Source organism: Stenotrophomonas sp. STEN023 (assembly GCF_056760135.1).
In genome coordinates, this window is record NZ_JBRREF010000021.1 from 17,029 (window position 1) to 37,709 (window position 20,681).

Sequence of the window (20,681 nt, forward strand, 5' to 3'; positions counted from 1 at the left end):
GCGAAGCTGGCAACCTCCCAGCCGTTTCCCACCAGAATCAGTACGGAACCGCCATCAGCTCATCCAGCCCCAACGCCCGGTTGAGGTTCTGCAAAGCCTGCGTAGCCGCGCCCTTGAGCAGGTTGTCGATGGTCGCCACCACCACCACGCGCTTGTTGCCAGGCGCCATGGTGAAGCCACCAATCTGTACACCGTGCTTGCCGGCAATACGACTGACCCACGGTGCCTCATCGACCACTTCAACCAGCGGCTCGTTGGCATAACGCTGCTGGTACAACGCCATCACTTCCTCGCGGCTGCGCGGCTGCTGCAGCCACAGGTTGACGGTCATGGTGATGCCGCGGAAATGCGGCGCCACGTGCGGCATGAACTCCACGGGTACGCCGAGCTGGGTCGACACCTCGCGCTCGTGCACATGGTTGGTGAGCGCGTACGGCATCAGGTTGTCGCGCAGCAGCTCAGGGTTGTTCTTGTCCGACGGCGTCGTACCAGCACCGGACCAACCGGAGACGCCGAAACAGGTTGGCGGCCCAGCCAGCTGGCTCAGCAACGGCGCGATCGCCAGCTGCATGGCGGTGGCGTAGCAGCCGGGGTTGCTGATCCGCTTCTGCCCGGCGTAGCGCGCACGGGTCAATTCCGGCAGGCCGTAGTACCAATTGTTGTCGAAACGGTAGTCGGCCGACAGATCGACGATCACCGTATCCGGTGCGGCCGCATCCAGCGCAGCCACGAACGGCTCGCCCTTGCCGTTCGGCAGCGCCAGTACCACCGCGTCCACACCCTTGGCGGCAACTGCATCCGGGCCCAGACTTTCGTAGCGCAACTCGCCCTTGTAGTCCTCGTTGTGGTCGGCCACGCGCTGCCCATCGAGCTCGCGCGAGGACACGAAGGCCAGCTCGATGCGCGGGTGTGCAGCCAGCAGGCGGATCAACTCGGCGCCGGTATAGCCGCGCGCGCCAACGATGCCTACCGAGAATTTCTTGTCAGTCATGAATGCGAGTCCAGAAGGAATTGCAGGTGGGCTTTCACCGCCGGCCACTCCGTGTCGATGATGGAGAACACCACGGTATCGCGACGCGACCCGTCGGCATGACGCTTGTGGCTGCGCAATACGCCATCCTGCTTCGCACCGAGGCGGGCGATGGCGGTACGCGAGGCATGGTTGAACCAGCTGGTCTCGAAGCCCACGCTGATGCAACCCAGGGTTTCGAAGGCGTGATGCAACAGCAGCAGCTTTGCTTCGGTGTTCAAGCCGCTGCGCTGCACGCGCGGGTGGTACCAGGTGTAGCCGATGTTCAAACGCGGCACATCGGCTTCCAGTGCGTAGAAGCGGGTACTGCCAACCGCCTCGCCGCTGGCATCGCGAACCACGAATGCCAGCACCCTGCCCTGCGACTGTGCTTCCAGCGCAGCGACGACGTAGTGACCGGCGTGCTCGGGGGTCGGCACATTGGTGTACCAGCAGCGCGACAACTCGCCTTCACCCAAGGCACGCTGCAGCGCCGGCACATGCGCAAGCTGCAACGGCTCCAAGGTCACATGCCGTCCCTTCAGGACTGGCACCTGACCCCAGTGTCCGGCGGCGGCCAGATCCATGCTCATCCCTGCAGGCTCGGCTTGCGCTCGCCGCAGTGCGCGACGTAGCCCTTGATGCTGTCGAAGTCATTGGCGCCAAACCAGAACACCTTCCAGTGGTCGAGTTTGTAGCAGCCGTCCGACTCGGAATAGTAGAAGTGATTGACCGGGTTGCCGTTGCGCGAACGCCAGAACAGCTGCGGGGTTTCTTCCAGCATCACGTTCCATACCGCGCGCCCCAGGCCTTCGCCCTGTGCGTCGTCGAGCACGGCGAACTTGTCCAGGTAGACGCCCTCGGCTTCATCGGTCAGCACCACCGCAGTGCGATAGTTCTCGCTGACATAGGCGCGCAGCAGCTTGGTCTTCTCGAAGTAATCAGGTACCAGGGTGCGGCCAAAACTCGATTCGATCAGTGCCTTCAGGCGTGCGGTATCGAGCTGGTCCCACGAGGTCGCCTTCAGCACCTTCTCGCCACGGCGCACCAGCGTGCCGGAACCCTTATGCGTGAACAGCTCCTTGGCCAGGTCGGCCGGGCGCGTGATCGATACCGAGGACTCTTCCGGCAGACGATCCAGCAAGTCCTTGATCTGCTCGATCTTGACCCGCATGCCGCCATGAATCCACGGCTGCTGCATCAGCTGCTCGTACTCGGTGGACAGGTTGATCGAGTCGATCAGATTGCCATCTTCATCAAGCAGGCCACCGGTGCCGGTCAGGAAGATGATCTTGTACGGCTGCAGCTCCTGCACCAGCTCATTGGCAGCGAAGTCGGCATTGACGTTGAGAATCTGCCCACTCGGGGTTTCACCCAGGCTGGTGATCACCGGGATCGAACCGGCACGCAGGCTGGCCTCGATCGGCGCGAGGTTGACCTTCTTCACCTCGCCAACCAGACCGTAGGTATCCAGATCCAGATACTCGGCCTCGAACACACCACCAGTGATCGAGGTCGCGCGCGCGCCGTTCTGCTGCAGCGCTTCGACCAGCTTGAGGTTGGACTGTTGGAACACCTTGCGCACGATCGCCAGCGCTTCCGGCGAGGTCACGCGCAGGCCATCGATGGTCTTCTTCTCGATGCCGGCAGCGGACAACTCGGCATCCAGCTGCGGACCAGCGCCGTGCAGTACGATCGGGGTCAGGCCTACTTCCTGCAGGAAGGACAGCGAGGAGGTCAGCGCTTCCAGATCGTCGCGCAGCACTGCGCCGCCGACCTTGACCACGGCAAAGCGCTTGGCATCAAGCTGCGAGAAGCGCTTGAGGTACTGGCTGATTTCCTTCGCGCTGGCCATGCTCGAAAGCAGGCGGACGATGGTCTGACGGGTCTGGCGGTGCGGCTGCATGGCTGGGGACATTGCTTGTATCTACATGGCGACCTTGAAGGTCGCGGAAAGGAGCCGGCGGCAAGCCGCCGGGCCACGAGCGGCTCAGGCGCCGCGTTGCAGGATCTGCAGCACCGACTCGGCATAACGCTGCAACTGCTCCAGCGTCACGAATTCATCGGCGGTATGGGCCTGGGCGATGTCGCCGGGGCCGTACACCATGGTTGTGTAGCCACCTGCCGAGAACAGCGAAGCCTCGGTCCAGAAATCCACCGCATTGCCGATTGGCAAGCCAAGTTCGTCAGCGATGTCACGCGCAGCCAGGCGACGCTCCTCGGCGCGGGCGATATCGCCTGACGGCAGGCTCGGGCCGCGGAAGGTTTCTTCAAAGTGCGCGGCCTGTGGCTCGGCAAAGCTGGCGAAGGTGCCCAGCAGCGCGTCGATATCCATCGACGGCAGCGGCCGGAAGCCAAAACGCAGCTCGGCTTCGGGCGCGATCATATTGGCCTTGATGCCACCTTCGACGCGGCCGATGTTGAAGCGCAGGCCGGTCAGGCCGCCAAAGCGCGCGTGCGCCAGCGACTCGACATGCTCCAGCGCCTTGCCGCCCCAGCGCATCGCCTGGTGCAAGGCGCTGGCGGACGGGTCCTGCTTGCCCGAGGCGTGGCCGGCGCGACCCTGGAACTTCATCAGCACCGAGCTGATACCGCGGTGCGCGAGCACCGCTTCGCTCATGGTCGGTTCGGCGACGATCACCGCTTCATAGGCGATGCCACGCGCCAGGAAGGCGGCGATGCAACGCGGATCATTGGCTTCCTCGTCACTGGAGAACAGGAAGGCAGCATCGCCATCGCTCAGGTTGGCGGCGGCCACCAGCGCCGCAGCGGCGCCCTTGATGTCGCAGACGCCGAGGCCGACAACGCGGTCGTCCAAACGACGCATCACATGCGGATCGGCGGACCAGTGTGGCGAATCCGGCACGGTATCCAGATGCACGTTGAACAGGTATTTCGGCTTGCCACGCACTGCATAGAAGCTGACCGCACCGGCACCGTGGTCGATCACCTCGACATTGAAGCCCGGCAGGTTGTCGCGCAGGTAATCAAAGATGCCACCGGTGGTGATGGCACGCGGCGGATTGCGGGTGTCGTAGGACACCAGCTTTTCCAGGTGATCGAGGGTGGATTGGAGCAGGTTGGTCATGGTGGGCAGCAAGTCGGCAGATCAATGATCGAAGGGTTTCCCTTCTCCCGCTTGCGGGGGAAGGTGCCCGGAGGGCGGATGGGGGGAGCTTTTGATTTGCCTCGTCTGCTTTGAGAGCAAGCAACGACAGAAGCAGAAGCTGCCCTCACCCCCGCTCCGCGCCCCGGCCCTTGCGCAGGCGCAAGGGCGTTCAACAGGGCACGAACCGGTGGTTCGTAAACGCACCTCTTTCACCCCGCACGCGGGAGAGGGGCTTCAAGCGGCGAGCGTCGTGCGCTTAACGATTTACCTGCGCATACAACGTCGAGCTCATGCCAAACAGCTTGATGAAGCCCTCGGCTTCTTCCACGCCCCAGTCCGCCGACTGCGCGTAGGTCGCGCCCTTGGCATTGAGGATGTGCTCCGAACGCACCGCCACTGCATCAACGCGGCCGCCACGGGTTTCCAGCACCACTTCACCGGTGACCTTGGCCTGCGAGGCTTTCAGGAAGGCTTCGATGTCGGTCTTGAGCGGGTCGTGGTAGAAGCCTTCGTACACCAGCTCCACCCACTTGCGCGCGACTTCCGGCTTGAAGCGGTTCTGCTGCTTGGTCAGCACGGTGTCTTCCAGCGCGCGGTGCGCGGCCAGCAGCGAAACCAGGCCCGGTGCTTCAAACACGATGCGGCCCTTCAGGCCGATCACGGTGTCACCGGTGTACACGCCACGGCCAACGCCGTACTGGGCGAACAGCTTGTTGAGCTTGGCCAGGATCTGCTCACCCGGCAGTGCCTTGCCGTCCAGCGCAACCGCTTCGCCTTCGACGAACTTCAGGGTCACGGTCAGCGGCTCGATCGGCCAGGCGCTGCGCGGTGCGCACCAGCCGCGAGCGCCTTCACCCGGCGCTTCCCACTTGTCGATCTCGCCGCCGGACATGGTCAGGCCCAGCAGGTTCTCGTTGATGGTGTAGGCCTGCTGCTTGGCGCGCACGCCGAAGCCACGCGCTTCCAGGTACTTCTGCTCGTAGGCGCGGGTCTGGGTGTGTTCCTTCTGGATTTCACGGATCGGCGCGACGATCTGGTAGTCGCCCAGTGCCTTCACCGCCAGGTCGAAACGCACCTGGTCGTTGCCCATGCCGGTGCAGCCGTGGGCGATGATGTTGGTGCCCAGCTCGGCGGCGCGCTTGAGCGCGGCATCGACGATCAGGTAGCGGTCGGACACCAGCAGCGGGTACTGGCCCTGGTAACCCTCACCTGCCCACACGAACGGCTTGACGAAGCCATTCCAGATGGCCGGGCCACCATCGACGGTGACGTGGCTGGTCACCCCCAGCTCGGCCGCACGCTTTTCGATGAAGTCACGCTCGTCGGCATCCACGCCGCCGGTATCGGCGAACACGGTGTGCACGTTGTAGCCACGTTCCTGCAGGTAAGGCACGCAGAAGCTGGTGTCGAGGCCGCCGGAGAAGGCGAGGACGATGTCTTTGCTCATGGGGAAGGAATCTCTGCTTTTGATCTTTGAGCCCCTCGCCCGCCGAAGGAGGGGTTGGGGAGGGGGTAATGAAATGGAGGCGGTACCTGGAGCGAGGAGCTTTGCCCTCACCCCAACCCCTCTCCCGCACGCGGGAGAGGGGCTAAAGCATTACTTGCCCGCATGCGGGAGAGGGGCTTCGAGCATTACTTGCCGATCACTGCCGCCATGATCGCCTTCTGCACATGCAGGCGATTCTCGGCTTCGTTGATTGCAATGCATTGCGGCGAATCCATCACGCCATCGGTGGCCTTGACGTTGCGACGCAGCGGCAGGCAGTGGCTGAACACGCCATTGTTGGTCAGCGCCATCTTGGCTTCATCGACGATGAAGTGCTGGTACTGGTCGCGGATCGGCTTTTCCGGCTCCCAGTTGCCGAAGAACGGCAGTGCGCCCCAGCTCTTGGCGTAAACGACGTCGGCGCCGGCATAGGCACTCTGGATGTCGTGGCTGACCTGCAGCGAACCACCGCTTTCGGCCACGTTCTGTTCGGCCCAGCCCATGTAGCGCTCGTCCAGGATGTAGTCCGGGGTCGGACACAGCAGGGTCACGTCCATGCCCATGCGGGTGGCGATGGTCAGTGCCGAGTTGGCCACCGCGGTGTTCAGCGGCTTGGGGTGGTAGGTCCAGGTCAGCACGTACTTCTTGCCGCGCAGGTCACTGGTACCGAAGTGCTCCTGCAGCGCCAGGATGTGCGCCAGCTCCTGGCACGGATGGGTGATGGTCTCCATGTTGATGACCGGCACCGGCGAATACTTGGCAAAGCTCTTCAGCACCTGGTCCTCGCGGTCCTTGCTCCAGTCCACGAACTTCGGGAAGGCGCGCACACCGATCAGGTCGACGTAACGGCCCAGCACCTTGGCCACTTCGGCAATGTGCTCTTCGGTATCGCCGTCCATCACCGTGCCGAGGTTGAACTCGATCGGCCATGCATCCTTGCCCGGCTGCAGCACCACCGCGTGCCCGCCCAGCTGGAACGCGCCCAGCTCGAAGCTGGTGCGGGTACGCATGGACGGGTTGAAGAACACCAGGGCGATCGACTTGCCCTTCAGGTCATCACCCAGCTTGTTCTGCTTGAACAACGACGCTTGGGCAAGCAGCGCGTCGAGCTCGGCGCGGCTCCAGTCCTGGGTGTTCAAAAAGTGCTTCAGAGACATCGATCCTTCCTTTGTTGCGGAAAACCACCGTCGCCGGTGGGCGGATGCGCATGCGCGCGGCTCATTGCGTTTGAAACTTTTACCGAACCAGAAACGAAAAAACCCAGCCTGGGCTGGGTTTTCAGAACGGACAGCACGAAGCTCCGGTCACCCAGCGAATATGTGGGATTCCGGTCGGCGGGCACGCGACGTCATGCCGGTGGCCATCCGGGCGGTGCTGGTTTCGTGCTGGAAGCTGGTTGCTTTCATCGTCGGGCATACTCGCACGCGGCTCAGGCCGGCGCAAGTGGCGCGCTGCAACATTACGGAACGCTGTTCGCAGCCGGCGGTGCCTGGCCGATATCCGGGGTGATCGACACCCGCAGCTTGAGCCGGTTACCGGGGTCTTCCGGCAGCCGCGAACGGAATTTGATGCCCTTGTAGACGTAATCCACGTCATAGGCGATGGGCCGGCGGAACTCACGCCCGACCTCGACAATCTTGCATTCCGGGGTCAGCAGCGCGGAAGAACCGCCAACGCTCTGTGGGGCAAGCGCCATTTCTTCTTCCTGTGCCTGCCCTTCCTGCTTGAACATGCCACGCACGGAATCCCAGAAGCGACGGAACCCGCCCTTGTCTTCCTCGCCCTTGACCTGAACCGGCGCCAGCGTGCGGGTGGACACCGGCTCGCAATGCTCCTCGGTGCGGCTTGCGCGCAGGGTCTGGAAAACCGGCTCGACATTGAGCACCTGCGCATAGTCGTAGCGCACGTTTTCCATGATCACCACGCGATTGCGCTGCTCCGGTTCCTGCGCAAGCGCGGGCACGGCGGCACCAGCCAACAGGCAGATCGTCGACAGCAATGGAGCAGGTTTCATCAAGATATCGGCAGGAACTGGGCGCGGGTGACGGGTACTAGTGTAGGCAGCACAGCTGCCCCGGGCCTGAACATTACCCATCCGTACGCGTATTGCCCAGCCCGGGGATGCCCGACCCGGCGCGGACCGCTAGAATTGGCGGGTTCGCTTACCCCCGGATTGCCATGACCCTGCGCCTGCACAACAACCTGACGCGGCAGCTGGAGCCGTTTGCTCCGCTCGACCCCACCGCCCCCACCATGTATGTGTGCGGCCCCACGGTCTACAACTATGTACATATCGGCAATGCGCGCGGCCCGGTGGTATTCGGGGTGCTGGCCGACCTGCTGCGCCGCCGTTACGGGAAACTGCGCTACGCCCGCAACATCACCGACGTTGACGACAAGATCAACGCCGCGGTCAAGGACCAGGGGGTGCCGATCTCGGCCATCACCGACCGTTTTGCCGCTGCCTACCGTGAAGACATGGCCGCGCTCGGCGTGGTCCCGCCGGAGATCGAGCCGGAAGCCACCGCACACATGCCGCAGATCATCGCCATGATCGAGCAGCTGATCAGCACCAGCCACGCCTACGCCGCCGAGGGCCATGTGCTGTTCTCGGTAAGCAGCTTCGCCGATTACGGCAAGCTCTCGGGCCGCGACCCGGAGGAAATGCTGGCCGGTGCGCGCGTCGAAGTGGCGCCGTACAAGCGTGATGCCGGCGACTTCGTGCTGTGGAAGCCCTCCAACGACGACCTGCCTGGCTGGGACTCGCCCTGGGGCCGTGGCCGCCCGGGCTGGCATATCGAGTGCTCGGCGATGGCTGCGGCGCACCTGGGCCCGACCATCGACATCCACGCCGGCGGCGTCGACCTGCAGTTCCCGCACCACGAGAACGAGATTGCGCAAAGCGTCTGCGCCCACGGCGGGCAGACCTTCGCCCGTTTCTGGCTGCACAACGGCATGCTCAACTTTGGCGGCACCAAGATGAGCAAGTCGATCGGCAATATCGAGCGCGTGCACGATCTGGTGCGCCAGCACCCGCCGGAAGCGCTGCGCTATGCGCTGCTGTCGGCGCATTACCGGCAGCCGTTGGAGTGGTCCGATGCGTTGATCGAGCAGTCGGTGCGCACGTTGGACCGCCTGTATGGCACCTTGCGTGACCTGGCTGATGTCAGTGTCCAGGGCGCGATTCCTGCCGGTGTCGAAGCGGCGCTGGACGATGACCTCAACACGCCGCTGGCACTGGCCGAAGTGGCCCGTATCGCCAGCGAAGCGCGCAAGGCCGAGTCCAGCGAAGACAAGGCGCGCCTGAAGCGCGAGCTGCTCGGCGCAGGCCTCGCTCTTGGCCTGCTGCAGCAAGCGCCGGCCGAATGGTTCGGGCGTGGTGCTGAAGCCGGTGACGATGCGCGCATCCAGGCGCTGATCGACGAGCGTATTGCCGCCAAGCAGGCGCGCGATTTCGCCCGTGCCGATGCCATCCGCGACCAGCTGGCTGCGGAGAACATCGTGCTGGAAGACACGCCGCAGGGTGTGCGCTGGAAACGCGGGTAAGGCCTGCCCTCACCCCAACCCCTCTCCCGCGCGCGGGAGAGGGGCTTAAGCGGAACCTGCAATTGCATACATAGCGTCGGCTAACGGCGCACTGAGCCCCTCTCCCGCGTGCGGGAGAGGGGTTGGGGTGAGGGCAACTGCGCCCCGACCCACACCAAAGCCCCTCGCCACCAAGGCGACCGGCCAAGCACAGGACCCACAGTGATCAACTCCCCCTTCCCGCTCGAACCCACTCCCGCCGAAGCCCAGGCCGCCATTGCCGAGGAGTTTTCCTTCTTCGGTGACTGGTCCGAGCGTTACCAGTACCTGATCGACCTCGGCCGCAAGCTGCCCACCTTCCCGGAAGAGTGGAAGACCGAAGAACACCGCCTGCTCGGCTGCCAGTCCATGGTCTGGATCGTGCCCGAAGGCGATGCCGACAAGCTGGTGTTCCATGCGATCAGCGACTCGGCGATTGTCTCGGGCCTGATCTATCTGGCGCTGCGCGTGTACTCCGGCCGCTCGGCGACTGAGATCCTCGCCACCGATCCGGACTACGTGTCCGCCATTGGCCTGGCCAAGCACCTGTCACCGACCCGCAGCAATGGCCTGGCCGCGATGCTGGCCTTCATCCGCGACACCGCCCAAGCAAAACAGTGAGCAACAACGGCTCCATCTCCGAGTTGCTGCGTCAGCCCGGCTTCACCCAGCTGCTGCTGTACCGCATTGCCGGCATGCTGTCCTACCAGATCGTCGCGGTCACGGTTGGCTGGCATATCTATGAAGTCACCCGCAATCCATTCTCGCTGGGCCTGATCGGCCTGGCCGAGGTGCTGCCCTACTTCTGCGTGGCGCCATTCGCCGGCTATCTGGTCGATCATCTGCCGCGCCGCAAGCTCGGCATGACCGCCTGCCTCGGCCTGATTGCCACCGCCTTGATGCTGGTCGCGGTCGCCACCGGCTGGCTGCCGGTCAAAGGCGTCTGGCCCATCTATCTGGCGGTGGCACTGACCGGCATGGTCCGCGCCTTCCTGTCGCCGGTATACAACGCCTTGTTCGCACGCGTGCTCAAGCGCGAGCAGTTCGCGCGTGGTGCCGGTTTCGGCACGGTGGTGTTCCAGATGGGCATGGTGATTGGCCCTGCGCTGGGCGGCGTACTCGTCGCTGTTGGCGGCAAGGGCCTGTCCTATGGCGTGGCGGCGACAATGGCGGTGCTGGCACTGATAGCGCTGGCCTCGCTCAAGGTCAGCGAACCCGCACCGCCGCAGACCCGCGCGCCGATCTTCGCCAGCATCGCTGAAGGCGCACGCTTCGTACTGTCCAACCAGATCATGCTCGGCGCAATGGCGCTGGACATGTTCTCAGTGCTGCTTGGCGGCGTGGTGGCGATGCTTCCGGCCTTCATCCAGGACATTCTGCATTACGGTCCGGAAGGCCTGGGCATCCTGCGCGCGGCACCGGCACTGGGCTCGATCGGCGTTGGCCTGTGGCTGGCCCGGCACCCACTGCGACGCAATGCCGGGCGCGTACTGCTGTTTGCGGTGGCCGGTTTCGGCCTGTGCGTGATCGCCTTCGGCCTGTCCAGGAACTTCTGGTTGTCGGCCACGATTCTTGTGTTCTACGGCGCCTGCGATGGCGTCTCGGTGGTAGTGCGTTCGACCATCATGCAGTTGGTGACACCGGATGAGATGCGTGGCCGGGTATCGTCGATCAACGGCATCTTCATCAGCTCATCCAACGAACTGGGCGCGTTCTACGGTGGCAGCATGGCGCGTCTATTGGGCCTGGTCACAGCCGTGGTGATCGGTGGTTGCGCGGTACTTGGCGTTGCCGGCATCACCGCATGGAAAGCGCCCAAACTGCGCAAACTGGACAACCTGCAGGATCTCTGAACGGATCCAGGCCGGTGCAGGAAGGACGCCTGCACCGGCCAATCCATCTCAGGCAACCACATCCATCACGGTGCGTATTCGCTGGCTTGCTGTTTCTCGAACGCCTGCTGCGCACGGATATCGCGTGATGAAGCACCTACGCGCAGACTATAGGTCCCTGCATCGGCGACCCAACGACCCTGCTCCGTATCGAACGACGCCAGGTCCTTTCCAGCGATCTCAAACTGCAGCACCTGCGATTGCCCCGGCTGCAGTTCGCCAGTCTTGGCGAACGCACGCAGCTCCTGCGCTGGCTTCTCCAGTGCACCTTGTGGCGCACTCACGTACACCTGCGCCACCTCGCGTCCTGCCACCTTGCCGGTATTGGTGATCTTCACGCTTGCACGTACCAGGCCCGGCTGACTGGCATCGACCTGCAGATCGCTATAGCCGAATGTTGTATAGGAAAGACCGAAACCAAACGGATAGGCCACATCCACCTTATGTGCATCGAAGTGGCGATAGCCCACCCAGATACCATCCGTGTATTCCACCTCGGCCGCACGCGCGACTTGGCCGAAGACCGACTTGTCATTCGGATCGGGCCCGAGCAGCACCTTGCCGGGGAAGCCGTTGCTTGCCGGGTAGTCGCTCAGCCGTACCGCAAACGTATCAGCCAACTTGCCGGAGGGATTGACCGCACCTGACAGCAGATCAGCGACCGCATTGCCGCCTTCCTGACCCGGCTGCCACGCCAGCAGGATGGCATCGGCAAAGCGGCTCCAACTGGCGGTCTCGATCACACCACCGATATTGAGCACCACCACCAGCTTCTTGCCTCGCGCGTGGAAGGCGTTGGCGGTACGTTCCAGCAGTGCGTGCTCGGTGGCGGTCAATGTGAAATCACCCTCGGCCTTGCGGTCCACAAACTCGCCCGATCTGCGGCCTATGGTCACCACTGCCACATCCTGCTGCTCGGCCAGCCGCTGCAACTCAGCCTCATCAAGCGAACGCTCCGGAATAAGGGGTTTGGCCAGATACCACTCGGTCGCCGGCAACTTCGCCTCCTCCTCTTCGATATAACGGGTATAGCTCTGCTCCAGCCCCGCCGCATTGCTGAAACCTGCATTCTGCAAGCCTTGCAGGAAGGTTGTCGCATACGCTTCGTTCACGTCGCCGCTACCGGTGCCACCAGCGATCACTTGATAGCTGCCATACCCCAACAGCGCCAATCTGGCCGTAGCTGGCAGCGGCAGTGTTGCTGCCTGATTCTTCAACAGCACCATGCTTTGGGTCGCAGCGTGGCGCGACAGCTTCGCATCAGCCTGCAGGTCGGGTTGATCCGAATGCGGCAAGCCCTTGAACGCACGGCTTCGCAACACCAGCTCCAGCACCCGCTTTACATTGCGATCGAGCACCGCCGCATCGAGCGTACCGTCGCCGATTGCGGCCACTATCGCCTTGCGCTGCTTGCCAGTACCAGGCATCAGTATCTCGTTGCCGGCGCGCATCTGTGCCACGGCATCCTGCCCACCAAACCAATCGGTCATCACCACACCCTGATAGCCCCACTGCGAACGCAGCACATCGGTCAGCAGCCACGTGCTCTCAGAAGCATACGCACCGTTGAGCTTGTTGTAGCTGGACATCACGGTCCACGGCTGGCCTTCGCGCATGGATATCTCGAAGCTCTTCAGATAAATCTCACGCAAAGCGCGCTCATCCGCCTTTACATTGATGGTATTGCGATTCCACTCGTGATTATTGACTGCAAAGTGCTTCACCGAAGCACCCACGCCACGACGCTGCAGTCCCTTCACCAAAGCCGCTGCAATCTCGCCGGCGACAACCGGGTCTTCGGAGTAATACTCGAAGTTACGCCCGCCCAACGGAAATCGATGGATGTTCTGTGCTGGCGTCAGCATCACATCGACACCGTAAGCAGCAGCCTCATCACCTATGGCCGCGCCGACCTGCTGAACAAGCGCAGCATCCCACGAACTGGCGAGGGCGCTGCCAATCGGAAAGGCGGTGGCATGGAAGGTTTTTCCCGGCTCGCCCTTGCGGGTTGCATCGATGCGTACACCCGCCGGGCCATCGGCAAACACCAACGACGGTATACCCAGTCGCGGCACTGCAACCGTTGCCCCGGCCGCACCGGAAACCTTGTTCTCAATGGCCCCCACGGCCGGAGCCTGCATGTCCTCGGGCAAGCCCGGAATGCTCATCCCCTGACCAGTGACCAAGGCGACTTTCTCCTCAAGGGTCAAAGCTGCAACAACCTGCTCCAGCGATGCCTGACCGAGCTGTGGAAGCTCCATTCCATGCACCGGACTCGCTAGCAGACAAGCTGTCGCTACACTGATCAAGGTGGGCGTCAGCGTCGTTCCTTTCTGTTTCATTGCCATATTGCCTACTCCGGATAACGGCCCCTGGGAACACGGCGCCTTGTGGGTGGGGGATACGTTTTCGGTCAGGCAGCACACGATCGCCACAGCCATCAAGCAACGGGCAGTACCCGACCACAGGGCCTGCGCATCCGTCGCAGTGCTCTGTGCTGTCAAAAAAACTGGCTACCGATCGGCCCGGCCTGTGTCAGTACGAGAAGGTCAAACTGGTACTCAGGTTGATCACATCCGGATGCGCCGAGGCAAACAAAGGATTGCGGGAATAGTTCAGACCGTTCACCCAGTAAACGCCCCGAGCTGCGCGTAGCGCATACGAAATGGATGCCGAAGTGCTGTAGCGCACCGGTGCCATGCCTTGCGAACGCAGGAAACCTACAGCGTCCTGGCTGACGTCATTACGTGAGAAGGCGAACGCGACCATATCGCCAAGGCGCGTTGCAAATGGTGCAAGGCTGTACACCGTTACAGCGAAATCAGAGTCGAAGATGTTGTACCTGGACGCCGCACGATCAGCCTTGAGGCCAATGTACCAACCACGAAATGGCACCGTAGCATCCGGCTGCGTCACCTGGCGATCAGCCATCAGGTAAAACGCGTTGTTTCTTCCTTTCCCCCCCGGCTTGCTGAAGTCCGCATAAAGCGAGCGGTTGTGAATAACGCCCTGGCGTATCCAGGTCATACGTGTGCCAGCACCTGAAACCACGCGGTAGCCGAGCTCATTGATGTACAGCGGCCGGGCACCGTCGACGCTCCACGTCAAACCGCTGCGATTGGCTTTGGCATCAGCCTGGAAGCCTTCCGGGCTCTGTGAACGCAGCATGCCGAAATGCTCATAGAAACGTCCGTTCTTTGAATACAGGCGCACATCCACCCCTGGCACGGCCTTGAACGCAGACAAGCCAACCAGGATTGGGAGCGAGCTGTTTGGACCCAGCGCGGAGGCTGCGGAACTGGTGCCGAGCGTGCCGCCCATGAACTGCCCGGACGCGCCGTAGTAACCATACCGGATACGCACACGATCATTGGCAAAGCGCTGTTCAATCGACAACTGCCCTACGGTGGCGTCATCGTTCACACCACCATCCCGATAGTTGAACCGATAACTGGCAGCTTCGAATGTCAGCTGTGACTTTCTCCCGAACCACCCAAGACGCGACAAGTCGTAGGTGAGGATGGCCATCGCCATGCCACTGAACGTAGGCCGCTCACCACTATAGGACTGAGGCCCTTCACTCTGGTCGCGTACATCATAGGTTTCCGACGCATTATAAAAACCCATCAGCATCCAGCCCTTCTCGTACAGCTTCGAGCGCAGACCGAGCAGATCAGGCGACAGCGTTTCACAGGTGGTGATGATGGGTTGCTCAGAACCACGACTAGCGTACCTGTCGTAGTCCCTGCAACTTGGCATCGACGAGACATCAGCCAATTTGCCCACGGCTGACGGTGCTTGCGACGTCCTGGCCGAACCATCCGGCACAGCCGCAAGAACGGCATCCTGCCCTGGTTGGGCATACGCCATCGTGGTCGAAAGCCCAAGAAAAACGGTCAGCATCATTGTATGGAGGCCAAACCGCGGCCGATCTCCACTGCACTTCCTCATCAACGTCCTCTCCAACAATTCACAGCAACAGCCAACAGCACCGCATTGGCCACTGGCGATAGAGCAACCGGGCTACACGTCCAGCGCGGACCAGACCGTCCAACCGTGGCATTCCGACGCCGGCTTTTTCGGCAGACAGTTCATCCAGCAGAACAGGCGTTGCCGACACCGCCGCAGCAAGACGACGGTGCGATTCAGCGCGGCGCAATCCCTCTGGGATGCTGCTTGGCCACTCGACTACCGACAGCCGATAGCCGACGCCGCGGCAGTAAACCGAGGGATCATCAGGCTTGTCAAAAACTGTTGCGCAGGTACAGCCAGCACACAAAGTGAAAGCGCATTCCCTGCATGTGAGATGCGTATGGAATGCACACAAATGCCTCGGCCAGCATGATCTGGCCTCTCTCCCTGCAGCGGTCACGGCCCCGGAAGAGTGATGTTTGCCCAAGGAAGGAAGTGCCACGTCGGCAGTTCCAAATGGTAGTTGCAGGCATTGACTTGCGATGGCCGCGAAAGCCCACGGCTCAACTTGGTATCGAAATCCACCAGTAGATGCCACGACGATCATCTACAAAACCCACGGCGCTTCTCGCAGACTTCCAGGGCCAGCATCCAACGCGACAAGTCGTCAGCGCACGGCAGCCAACTCGACATGCAGCCTGGGCGGCCATGGAAGGCTTGGCATAAAAAAACCCCGCCGTGGCGGGGTTTTCGTGCTGCGATGCGCAGGCAGGGATCAGTCGCCCTGCTGCTTCTGCAGGTGTTCCCAGCGCTCCTGCGCATCAATCGTGCGCTCGGCGGTGAGACGGGCTTCCAGGCGATCCAGACCGATGTCTTCGCCGGTATCGACGCAGAAACCGTAGTCACCGGCTTCCAGACGCTTGAGTGTACTGTCGATCTTGCCGATCAGCTTGCGGTAGCGGTCGCGGGTACGCAGTTCCAGCGAGTTCTCCGTTTCGCGGGTTGCACGCTCGGCTTCATCGCCGATGTCACGCACTTCCTCACGCAGGTTCTCGATGGTCTGCTTCGATTCCTCGACCAGGTCCGCACGCCAGTTGAGCAGGCGCTGGCGGAAGTACTCCTGTTGCAGCGTGCTCATGTACTCCTCGTCGGCGCTCGGCTTGTAGCCGGCCGGCAGGATCGGACGGCCAGTGGCCTCGTCGACGTTGTATTCGACAACCTTGTACTTGCTGCGCGGCGCCGGAGCGGTCGAACGCGCGGTTACAGCGACTGCCACTTTGCCAACCGGACGAACGGCGACAGGAGCGGTGGATTTGACGGGAGTTTTGACGTTGGATTTCGAAACAGGCACGGGATTCTTGGATTGCGGGGCCTTGGCCGCTGGAGCCGGCTTGGCAGCCGCCGGCGCAGGTGCCGGAGCTGGGGCCGTCTTGGCGACTTCGACCGGGACAGACTTGGCCGCCGCCGGCTTTGCAGCTGGCTTCGGTACGGACTTGACCACGGGTTTGACAGGAGTCTTGGGCGTTTTGGCAGCCACTGGTTCGGCCACCTTCTTGACTACAGGCTTGGCAACGGGCTTGGTGGCCTTGGCAACCGGCGCAGCTGCTTTCTTGGCAACTGGCGCGGCAACCGGCTTGGTCACCTTTTTGACCGCTGCCTTCTTGGCGACAGGGGCCGCCTTTTTAGCGACTACCGTCTTAACCGCAGCCTTCTTGGCTACGGGCTTGCTGGCAGGAGCTGCTGGCTTGACCGGCGTTTTCTTCGCAACCGCCTTGCTGGCGGGTGCTTTCTTCGCGGCCGGCTTGGCAGCCTTGGCGACCGGCTTGCTTGCAACCGGCTTCGACACCGCCTTCTTGACTACAGGTTTGGCGGTTTTCTTGGCGACCTTGACGGCCTTTTTTGCAGGTTTTTTAGCAGCCACGAAACGCTCTTCCTTGTTTCCCCCGGGGCCCGGGAAAGCGGGCCTTTATAGCCTACCCGACCAGCAGCAGCAACCGCGCCGGGCACCGTATGTGAACGGATGCCCGACCCGTGCAGTACAGGTCCGGTGGCGTCACCGGACCGTTTCGCGCAGTTCGGAACGTAACCAGGCGCACCATCGCCCCTGGCAGGCAACGGAAAGCACGTAGTCTTTACCGGCGCCATCCCGCATCCTGCGACAAATCCTGCTCGCTTGCCAAGTGGCTTATCATTTAACCGTGATCGGCCGACTCCTCATTGCCGTACTGCGCTCCTACAAGCGCTTCATCAGCCCCCTGCTTGGGCCGCGCTGCCGTTTCTATCCCAGCTGCTCGGAATACTCCATGGACGCGATCCGCATACACGGTCCGCTACGGGGGTGTTGGCTTACCCTGCGCCGACTGGGGCGCTGCCATCCGTTCCACCCGGGCGGACTGGATCCGGTCCCCGAGCGCGCCGACTCCCCCTCTTGCCGCTGCACAGGAAAACACTGACATGTCCTCCACGCTTATCCGCAATGCCCGCATGGTCAACGAAGGCCGTACCTTCGACGGCGACCTGCGCATCGAGAACGACCGTATCGCGCAGATCGGCAGCGGCCTGACCCCGCGCGATGGCGAGCAGGTGGTGGACGCGGGCGGGCGCTGGCTGCTGCCCGGGATGATCGATGACCAGGTCCACTTCCGCGAACCCGGCCTGACCCACAAGGGCGACATCGCCAGCGAGTCGGCTGCCGCGGTTGCCGGCGGCCTGACCAGCTTCATGGACATGCCCAACACCAACCCGCCGACCCTGGATTCGACCATCCTCGAAGCCAAGTACGCGCTGGCCAAGGGCCGCGCCTGGGCCAACTACGGGTTCTACCACGGCGCCAGCAACGACAACCTGGAAGCGATCCGCGTGCTCGACCCGAAGAAAGCGCCGGGCGTGAAGGTGTTCATGGGCGCCTCCACCGGCAACATGCTGGTCGACAACCCGGAGACCCTGGACGCGATCTTCCGCGAGTGCCCCACTCCGATCATCACGCACTGTGAAGACACGCCGATGATCGACGCCAACATGAAGGCGTTCCAGGAAAAATATGGCGACGCGCTGACCCCGGACATGCACCCGGACATCCGCTCGCGCGACGCCTGCATCAAATCCACCCGGCTGGCGATGTCGCTGGCGAAGAAGCACGGCACCCGCCTGCACGTGCTGCATATCTCCACCGCCGACGAGCTGGCGCTGTTCGAAAAGGGCCCGCTGATCCGCGCCGACGGCAGCCGCAAACAGATCACCGCCGAAACCTGCGTGCACTTCCTGCATTTCGCACGGCCGGACTATGCGACCAAGGGCAACCTGATCAAGTGCAATCCGGCGATCAAGGAAGTGGCCGACCGCGAGGCGATCACCGCTGCCTTGGCCGATGACGTGCTCGATGTGCTGGCCACCGACCATGCCCCGCACACCTGGGAAGAGAAGCAGAAGCCCTATGCGCAGGCGCCGTCAGGCCTGCCGCTGGTGCAGTACGCGCTGGTCGCCGCACTGGAGCGCGTGCACGAAGGCAAACTGACCCGCGAACAAGTGGTACAGAAGTTCGCCCACGCCCCGGCCCAGCTGTTCGACGTCGAAGAGCGCGGCTTCCTGCGTGAGGGTTACTTCGCTGACCTGGTACTGGTCGAGGACGTGCCGTTCACGGTCAAGCGCGAGGACGTGCTGTCCAAGTGCGGCTGGTCGCCGTTCGAGGGCACCACCTTCCGCTCGCGCATCGCCTCCACCTGGGTCAATGGCCAGCAGGTGTGGGACGGCAGCAAGCTGGTCGGCGCACCGGCCGGTCAGCGCATGACCTACGACCGTTGATGCGTTCGGTCCTGATGATGGGCGCGCTGCTGCTGGCAGCGCCCCTGCTTACCGCCCTGCCCGCGCAGGCCCAGGATGGCATCGGCAACCTGCTCGACAACCGCGTGGTGTTCCCAACCAGCGCCTCGCAGGGTGCGATGGTGATCGGCAAGGTGCCGGCTGGCAGCACGGTCCGCTACGCGGGCCGCGAGCTGCGGGTCAGCAACTATGGCAGCGTGGTGTTCGGCATCGGCCGCGACGAGAAGGGCCCGCTGCAGGTACAGGTGCAGCGCCCGGATGGCGGCAGCGAGACCGTTTCGATTGCGGTGACTGCGCGCGACTGGCCGGTGGAACGGGTCAACGGCGTGCCGCCAAAGACGGTGAATCCGCCACCGGCAATCGCCGAGCGGATTGCCCGTGAACAGGCGCAGGTGACCGAATCGCGCAAGCGCGACGACAACCGCACCGACTTCACCCAGACCTTCATCTGGCCGGTGCAGGGCCGCATCAGCGGCCGCTTCGGCAATGCCCGCGTTTACAACGGGCAGCCGGGCAGCGGCCATTCCGGCATGGACATCGCCGTGCCCACTGGTACGCCGGTGAAGGCACCGGCTGCAGGCATCGTGACGTTTGTCGGCCCGGATCTGTACCTGACCGGCGGCACTTTGGTGCTGGACCATGGCTTCGGTATCAGCTCCAACTTCCTGCACCTGTCGCGGATCGACGTAAAGGTCGGCGACAGGATCGAGCAAGGACAGAACATTGCCGCAGTCGGCGCAACCGGCCGCGCGACCGGCCCGCATCTGCACTGGGGCATGAACTGGTTCGACACCCGCATCGACCCGCTGCTGGTGCTGGAACGCGGCAAATAGAGCCAAGCGACTGTAGTGCCGAGCCATGCTCGGCAGAAGCCTTACCGGTGGTAGAGCCTCAGCCGAGCATGGCTCGGCTCTACAGGGCATTCCCAACAGTGCTTGTGGGAGCGGCGTAAGCCGCGAAGCTGATGGATCAACAGCGCAAAGCCCCCCTCCCCAGCCCTCCCCTACGCCTGCGGCGCAAGGGAGGGGGCGTAGTGCCGAGCATGGCTCGGCTCTACAGGGCATTCCCAGCAGTGCTTGTGGAAGCGACGTAAGCCGCGAAGCTCATGAATCAACAGCCCAAAGCTGCCCTCATCCGCCCTTCGGGCCCCTTCTCCCGCTCGCGGGAGAAGGGAAGGGCTCCGACGAGCTTTACCTGGTTTAGCCCCGCGCAGCCCACCAGCTACGCAACATCAAACCCGCCGGGCTCGGCTGGTACTCACCACCGCGTATGCGCGCCTGCTGGCGACCACGCGCCAGCACCGCATAAACACGGCGGGCTCGCGGGCCGGCTACGCGCGACGGCCAGGCCGCCTGCAGGACCTTGTCCCACTCCATCTCATTGTTGAAGACCTGCGGCACCGACGCGGCATTTTCCTGCACGCGCAACGCCAGCATCTGCGTGGTCAGCGCCTCGGCAGCCGCCGGCAACGGCTTGCTGTTGAACACCGCCGCCTCCACCGCAGCCGCGGCAGTCGCGTACTGCGCCAACACCTTGCGCGCCTGCGCGGCATCGGCCACGCGATCACGCGCATCCAGCAAGCTCGGCAAGGCATCGGCCAACTGCGTCCACGGCGCACGCACCGGCTCCAGCACGCGGCCCAGCGGGTGCCGCGAGCGCTGCACTTCCCAACTGCGCAGCTCCTCACCCCACCACGCCAGCTTGGCGTCCTGCGGCGTGGTGTCGCCACTGGCGTTCAAGATGTCGTCGAATTCCTGCAGCAGCGCGAACCAGGCCACGCTGCGCTCACGATCGGCCTCGTCGACAAAGCGCTCCACGAAGGCCCATTCCGGCCAACGCTCACGCCACTTGTCCAGGAAGCTGTCCAGCGCACTGCTCACATCAAACCTC

At 63.2% G+C, this 20,681-nt stretch carries 17 protein-coding genes; 6 read left to right on the top strand and 11 right to left on the bottom strand.

The window, feature by feature from the left end:
* Positions 1-37 precede the first annotated feature (37 nt).
* The 7 genes from argC to ACVOLV_RS08480 all read right to left on the bottom strand — a co-directional run bounded on the left by argC (position 38) and on the right by ACVOLV_RS08480 (position 7,618).
* Positions 38-991 (bottom strand): N-acetyl-gamma-glutamyl-phosphate reductase, encoded by a 954-nt coding sequence (argC, locus tag ACVOLV_RS08450; protein WP_481553991.1) that lies wholly within the window; start codon positions 989-991, stop codon positions 38-40.
* A complete protein-coding gene (locus ACVOLV_RS08455; protein WP_481553992.1) occupies positions 988-1,602 on the bottom strand; it encodes a GNAT family N-acetyltransferase in 615 nt (204 codons plus the stop codon). The genes argC and ACVOLV_RS08455 overlap by 4 nt, the downstream gene beginning before the upstream one ends.
* Positions 1,599-2,927: an acetylglutamate kinase gene (locus tag ACVOLV_RS08460; RefSeq protein ID WP_481553993.1), complete on the bottom strand. Its 1,329-nt coding sequence runs from the start codon at positions 2,925-2,927 to the stop codon at positions 1,599-1,601. Before ACVOLV_RS08460 ends, ACVOLV_RS08455 begins: the two co-directional genes overlap by 4 nt.
* 72 nt (positions 2,928-2,999) lie before the next feature.
* Positions 3,000-4,097 carry an acetylornithine deacetylase gene (locus ACVOLV_RS08465; protein ID WP_481553994.1) on the bottom strand — a complete coding sequence of 366 codons (1,098 nt, stop codon included), beginning with the start codon at positions 4,095-4,097 and terminating at the stop codon, positions 3,000-3,002.
* Positions 4,098-4,374: 277 nt separating this feature from the next.
* On the bottom strand, positions 4,375-5,565 hold the full coding sequence (locus tag ACVOLV_RS08470; protein ID WP_481553995.1) for an argininosuccinate synthase: 1,191 nt from the start codon (positions 5,563-5,565) through the stop codon (positions 4,375-4,377).
* 185 nt (positions 5,566-5,750) lie between these two features.
* Complete coding sequence (locus tag ACVOLV_RS08475; protein WP_481553996.1) at positions 5,751-6,761, bottom strand: N-acetylornithine carbamoyltransferase; 1,011 nt, start codon at positions 6,759-6,761, stop codon at positions 5,751-5,753.
* A gap of 302 nt (positions 6,762-7,063) precedes the next feature.
* The gene (locus ACVOLV_RS08480) at positions 7,064-7,618 is read right to left on the bottom strand and encodes a hypothetical protein (protein WP_481553997.1); all 555 of its coding nucleotides are present in this window, start codon (positions 7,616-7,618) and stop codon (positions 7,064-7,066) included.
* A 164-nt stretch (positions 7,619-7,782) separates the two neighbouring features.
* On the opposite strand from ACVOLV_RS08480, the gene cysS reads away from it, so the two are divergent.
* The 3 genes from cysS to ACVOLV_RS08495 all read left to right on the top strand — a co-directional run bounded on the left by cysS (position 7,783) and on the right by ACVOLV_RS08495 (position 11,021).
* Positions 7,783-9,150 carry a cysteine--tRNA ligase gene (gene cysS, locus ACVOLV_RS08485; protein WP_481553998.1) on the top strand — a complete coding sequence of 456 codons (1,368 nt, stop codon included), beginning with the start codon at positions 7,783-7,785 and terminating at the stop codon, positions 9,148-9,150.
* 201 nt (positions 9,151-9,351) lie between these two features.
* Entirely contained in the window at positions 9,352-9,789 is a 438-nt protein-coding gene (locus tag ACVOLV_RS08490; protein WP_481553999.1) for a SufE family protein, read from the top strand.
* On the top strand, positions 9,786-11,021 hold the full coding sequence (locus tag ACVOLV_RS08495; protein WP_481554000.1) for an MFS transporter: 1,236 nt from the start codon (positions 9,786-9,788) through the stop codon (positions 11,019-11,021). Before ACVOLV_RS08490 ends, ACVOLV_RS08495 begins: the two co-directional genes overlap by 4 nt.
* A 65-nt stretch (positions 11,022-11,086) precedes the next feature.
* Here ACVOLV_RS08495 and ACVOLV_RS08500 read toward each other — a convergent pair whose 3' ends face one another.
* The 3 genes from ACVOLV_RS08500 to dksA form a co-directional block, all read right to left on the bottom strand.
* Complete coding sequence (locus ACVOLV_RS08500; protein ID WP_481554001.1) at positions 11,087-13,321, bottom strand: beta-glucosidase; 2,235 nt, start codon at positions 13,319-13,321, stop codon at positions 11,087-11,089.
* Between the two features lie 274 nt (positions 13,322-13,595).
* Complete coding sequence (locus ACVOLV_RS08505) at positions 13,596-14,966, bottom strand: carbohydrate porin (RefSeq protein WP_481554002.1); 1,371 nt, start codon at positions 14,964-14,966, stop codon at positions 13,596-13,598.
* Between the two features lie 781 nt (positions 14,967-15,747).
* On the bottom strand, positions 15,748-16,893 hold the full coding sequence (gene dksA / locus ACVOLV_RS08510) for an RNA polymerase-binding protein DksA (protein WP_481554003.1): 1,146 nt from the start codon (positions 16,891-16,893) through the stop codon (positions 15,748-15,750).
* Positions 16,894-17,152: 259 nt separating this feature from the next.
* Here dksA and yidD point away from each other — a divergent pair, with 259 nt between their 5' ends.
* The 3 genes from yidD to ACVOLV_RS08525 are packed head-to-tail and all read left to right on the top strand — an operon-like array spanning position 17,153 to position 19,624.
* Positions 17,153-17,425, top strand: coding sequence for a membrane protein insertion efficiency factor YidD (yidD, locus tag ACVOLV_RS08515; RefSeq protein ID WP_481512077.1), 273 nt, complete (start codon positions 17,153-17,155; stop codon positions 17,423-17,425).
* A 1-nt stretch (position 17,426) separates the two neighbouring features.
* Positions 17,427-18,773, top strand: coding sequence for a dihydroorotase (locus tag ACVOLV_RS08520; RefSeq protein WP_481554004.1), 1,347 nt, complete (start codon positions 17,427-17,429; stop codon positions 18,771-18,773).
* Entirely contained in the window at positions 18,773-19,624 is an 852-nt protein-coding gene (locus ACVOLV_RS08525) for a M23 family metallopeptidase (protein WP_481554005.1), read from the top strand. The genes ACVOLV_RS08520 and ACVOLV_RS08525 overlap by 1 nt, the downstream gene beginning before the upstream one ends.
* A gap of 366 nt (positions 19,625-19,990) precedes the next feature.
* On the opposite strand, the gene ACVOLV_RS08530 is transcribed toward ACVOLV_RS08525, so the two are convergent.
* Positions 19,991-20,671: a phytoene/squalene synthase family protein gene (locus tag ACVOLV_RS08530; RefSeq protein ID WP_481554006.1), complete on the bottom strand. Its 681-nt coding sequence runs from the start codon at positions 20,669-20,671 to the stop codon at positions 19,991-19,993.
* Between the last annotated feature and the right edge of the window lie 10 nt (positions 20,672-20,681).

Excerpts from the sequence above, each read along its gene's own strand:
- ACVOLV_RS08475 (WP_481553996.1), bottom strand. The coding sequence starts at position 6,761 with ATGTCTCTGAAGCACTTTTTGAACACCCAGGACTGGAGCCGCGCCGAG.
- ACVOLV_RS08500 (WP_481554001.1), bottom strand. The coding sequence starts at position 13,321 with ATGGAGCTTCCACAGCTCGGTCAGGCATCGCTGGAGCAGGTTGTTGCA.
- ACVOLV_RS08525 (WP_481554005.1), top strand. The coding sequence starts at position 18,773 with ATGCGTTCGGTCCTGATGATGGGCGCGCTGCTGCTGGCAGCGCCCCTG.
- cysS (WP_481553998.1), top strand. The coding sequence starts at position 7,783 with ATGACCCTGCGCCTGCACAACAACCTGACGCGGCAGCTGGAGCCGTTT.
- ACVOLV_RS08520 (WP_481554004.1), top strand. The coding sequence starts at position 17,427 with ATGTCCTCCACGCTTATCCGCAATGCCCGCATGGTCAACGAAGGCCGT.
- argC (WP_481553991.1), bottom strand. The coding sequence starts at position 991 with ATGACTGACAAGAAATTCTCGGTAGGCATCGTTGGCGCGCGCGGCTAT.
- ACVOLV_RS08480 (WP_481553997.1), bottom strand. The coding sequence starts at position 7,618 with ATGAAACCTGCTCCATTGCTGTCGACGATCTGCCTGTTGGCTGGTGCC.
- ACVOLV_RS08460 (WP_481553993.1), bottom strand. The coding sequence starts at position 2,927 with ATGTCCCCAGCCATGCAGCCGCACCGCCAGACCCGTCAGACCATCGTC.
- ACVOLV_RS08465 (WP_481553994.1), bottom strand. The coding sequence starts at position 4,097 with ATGACCAACCTGCTCCAATCCACCCTCGATCACCTGGAAAAGCTGGTG.
- ACVOLV_RS08505 (WP_481554002.1), bottom strand. The coding sequence starts at position 14,966 with ATGATGCTGACCGTTTTTCTTGGGCTTTCGACCACGATGGCGTATGCC.
- ACVOLV_RS08470 (WP_481553995.1), bottom strand. The coding sequence starts at position 5,565 with ATGAGCAAAGACATCGTCCTCGCCTTCTCCGGCGGCCTCGACACCAGC.
- ACVOLV_RS08455 (WP_481553992.1), bottom strand. The coding sequence starts at position 1,602 with ATGAGCATGGATCTGGCCGCCGCCGGACACTGGGGTCAGGTGCCAGTC.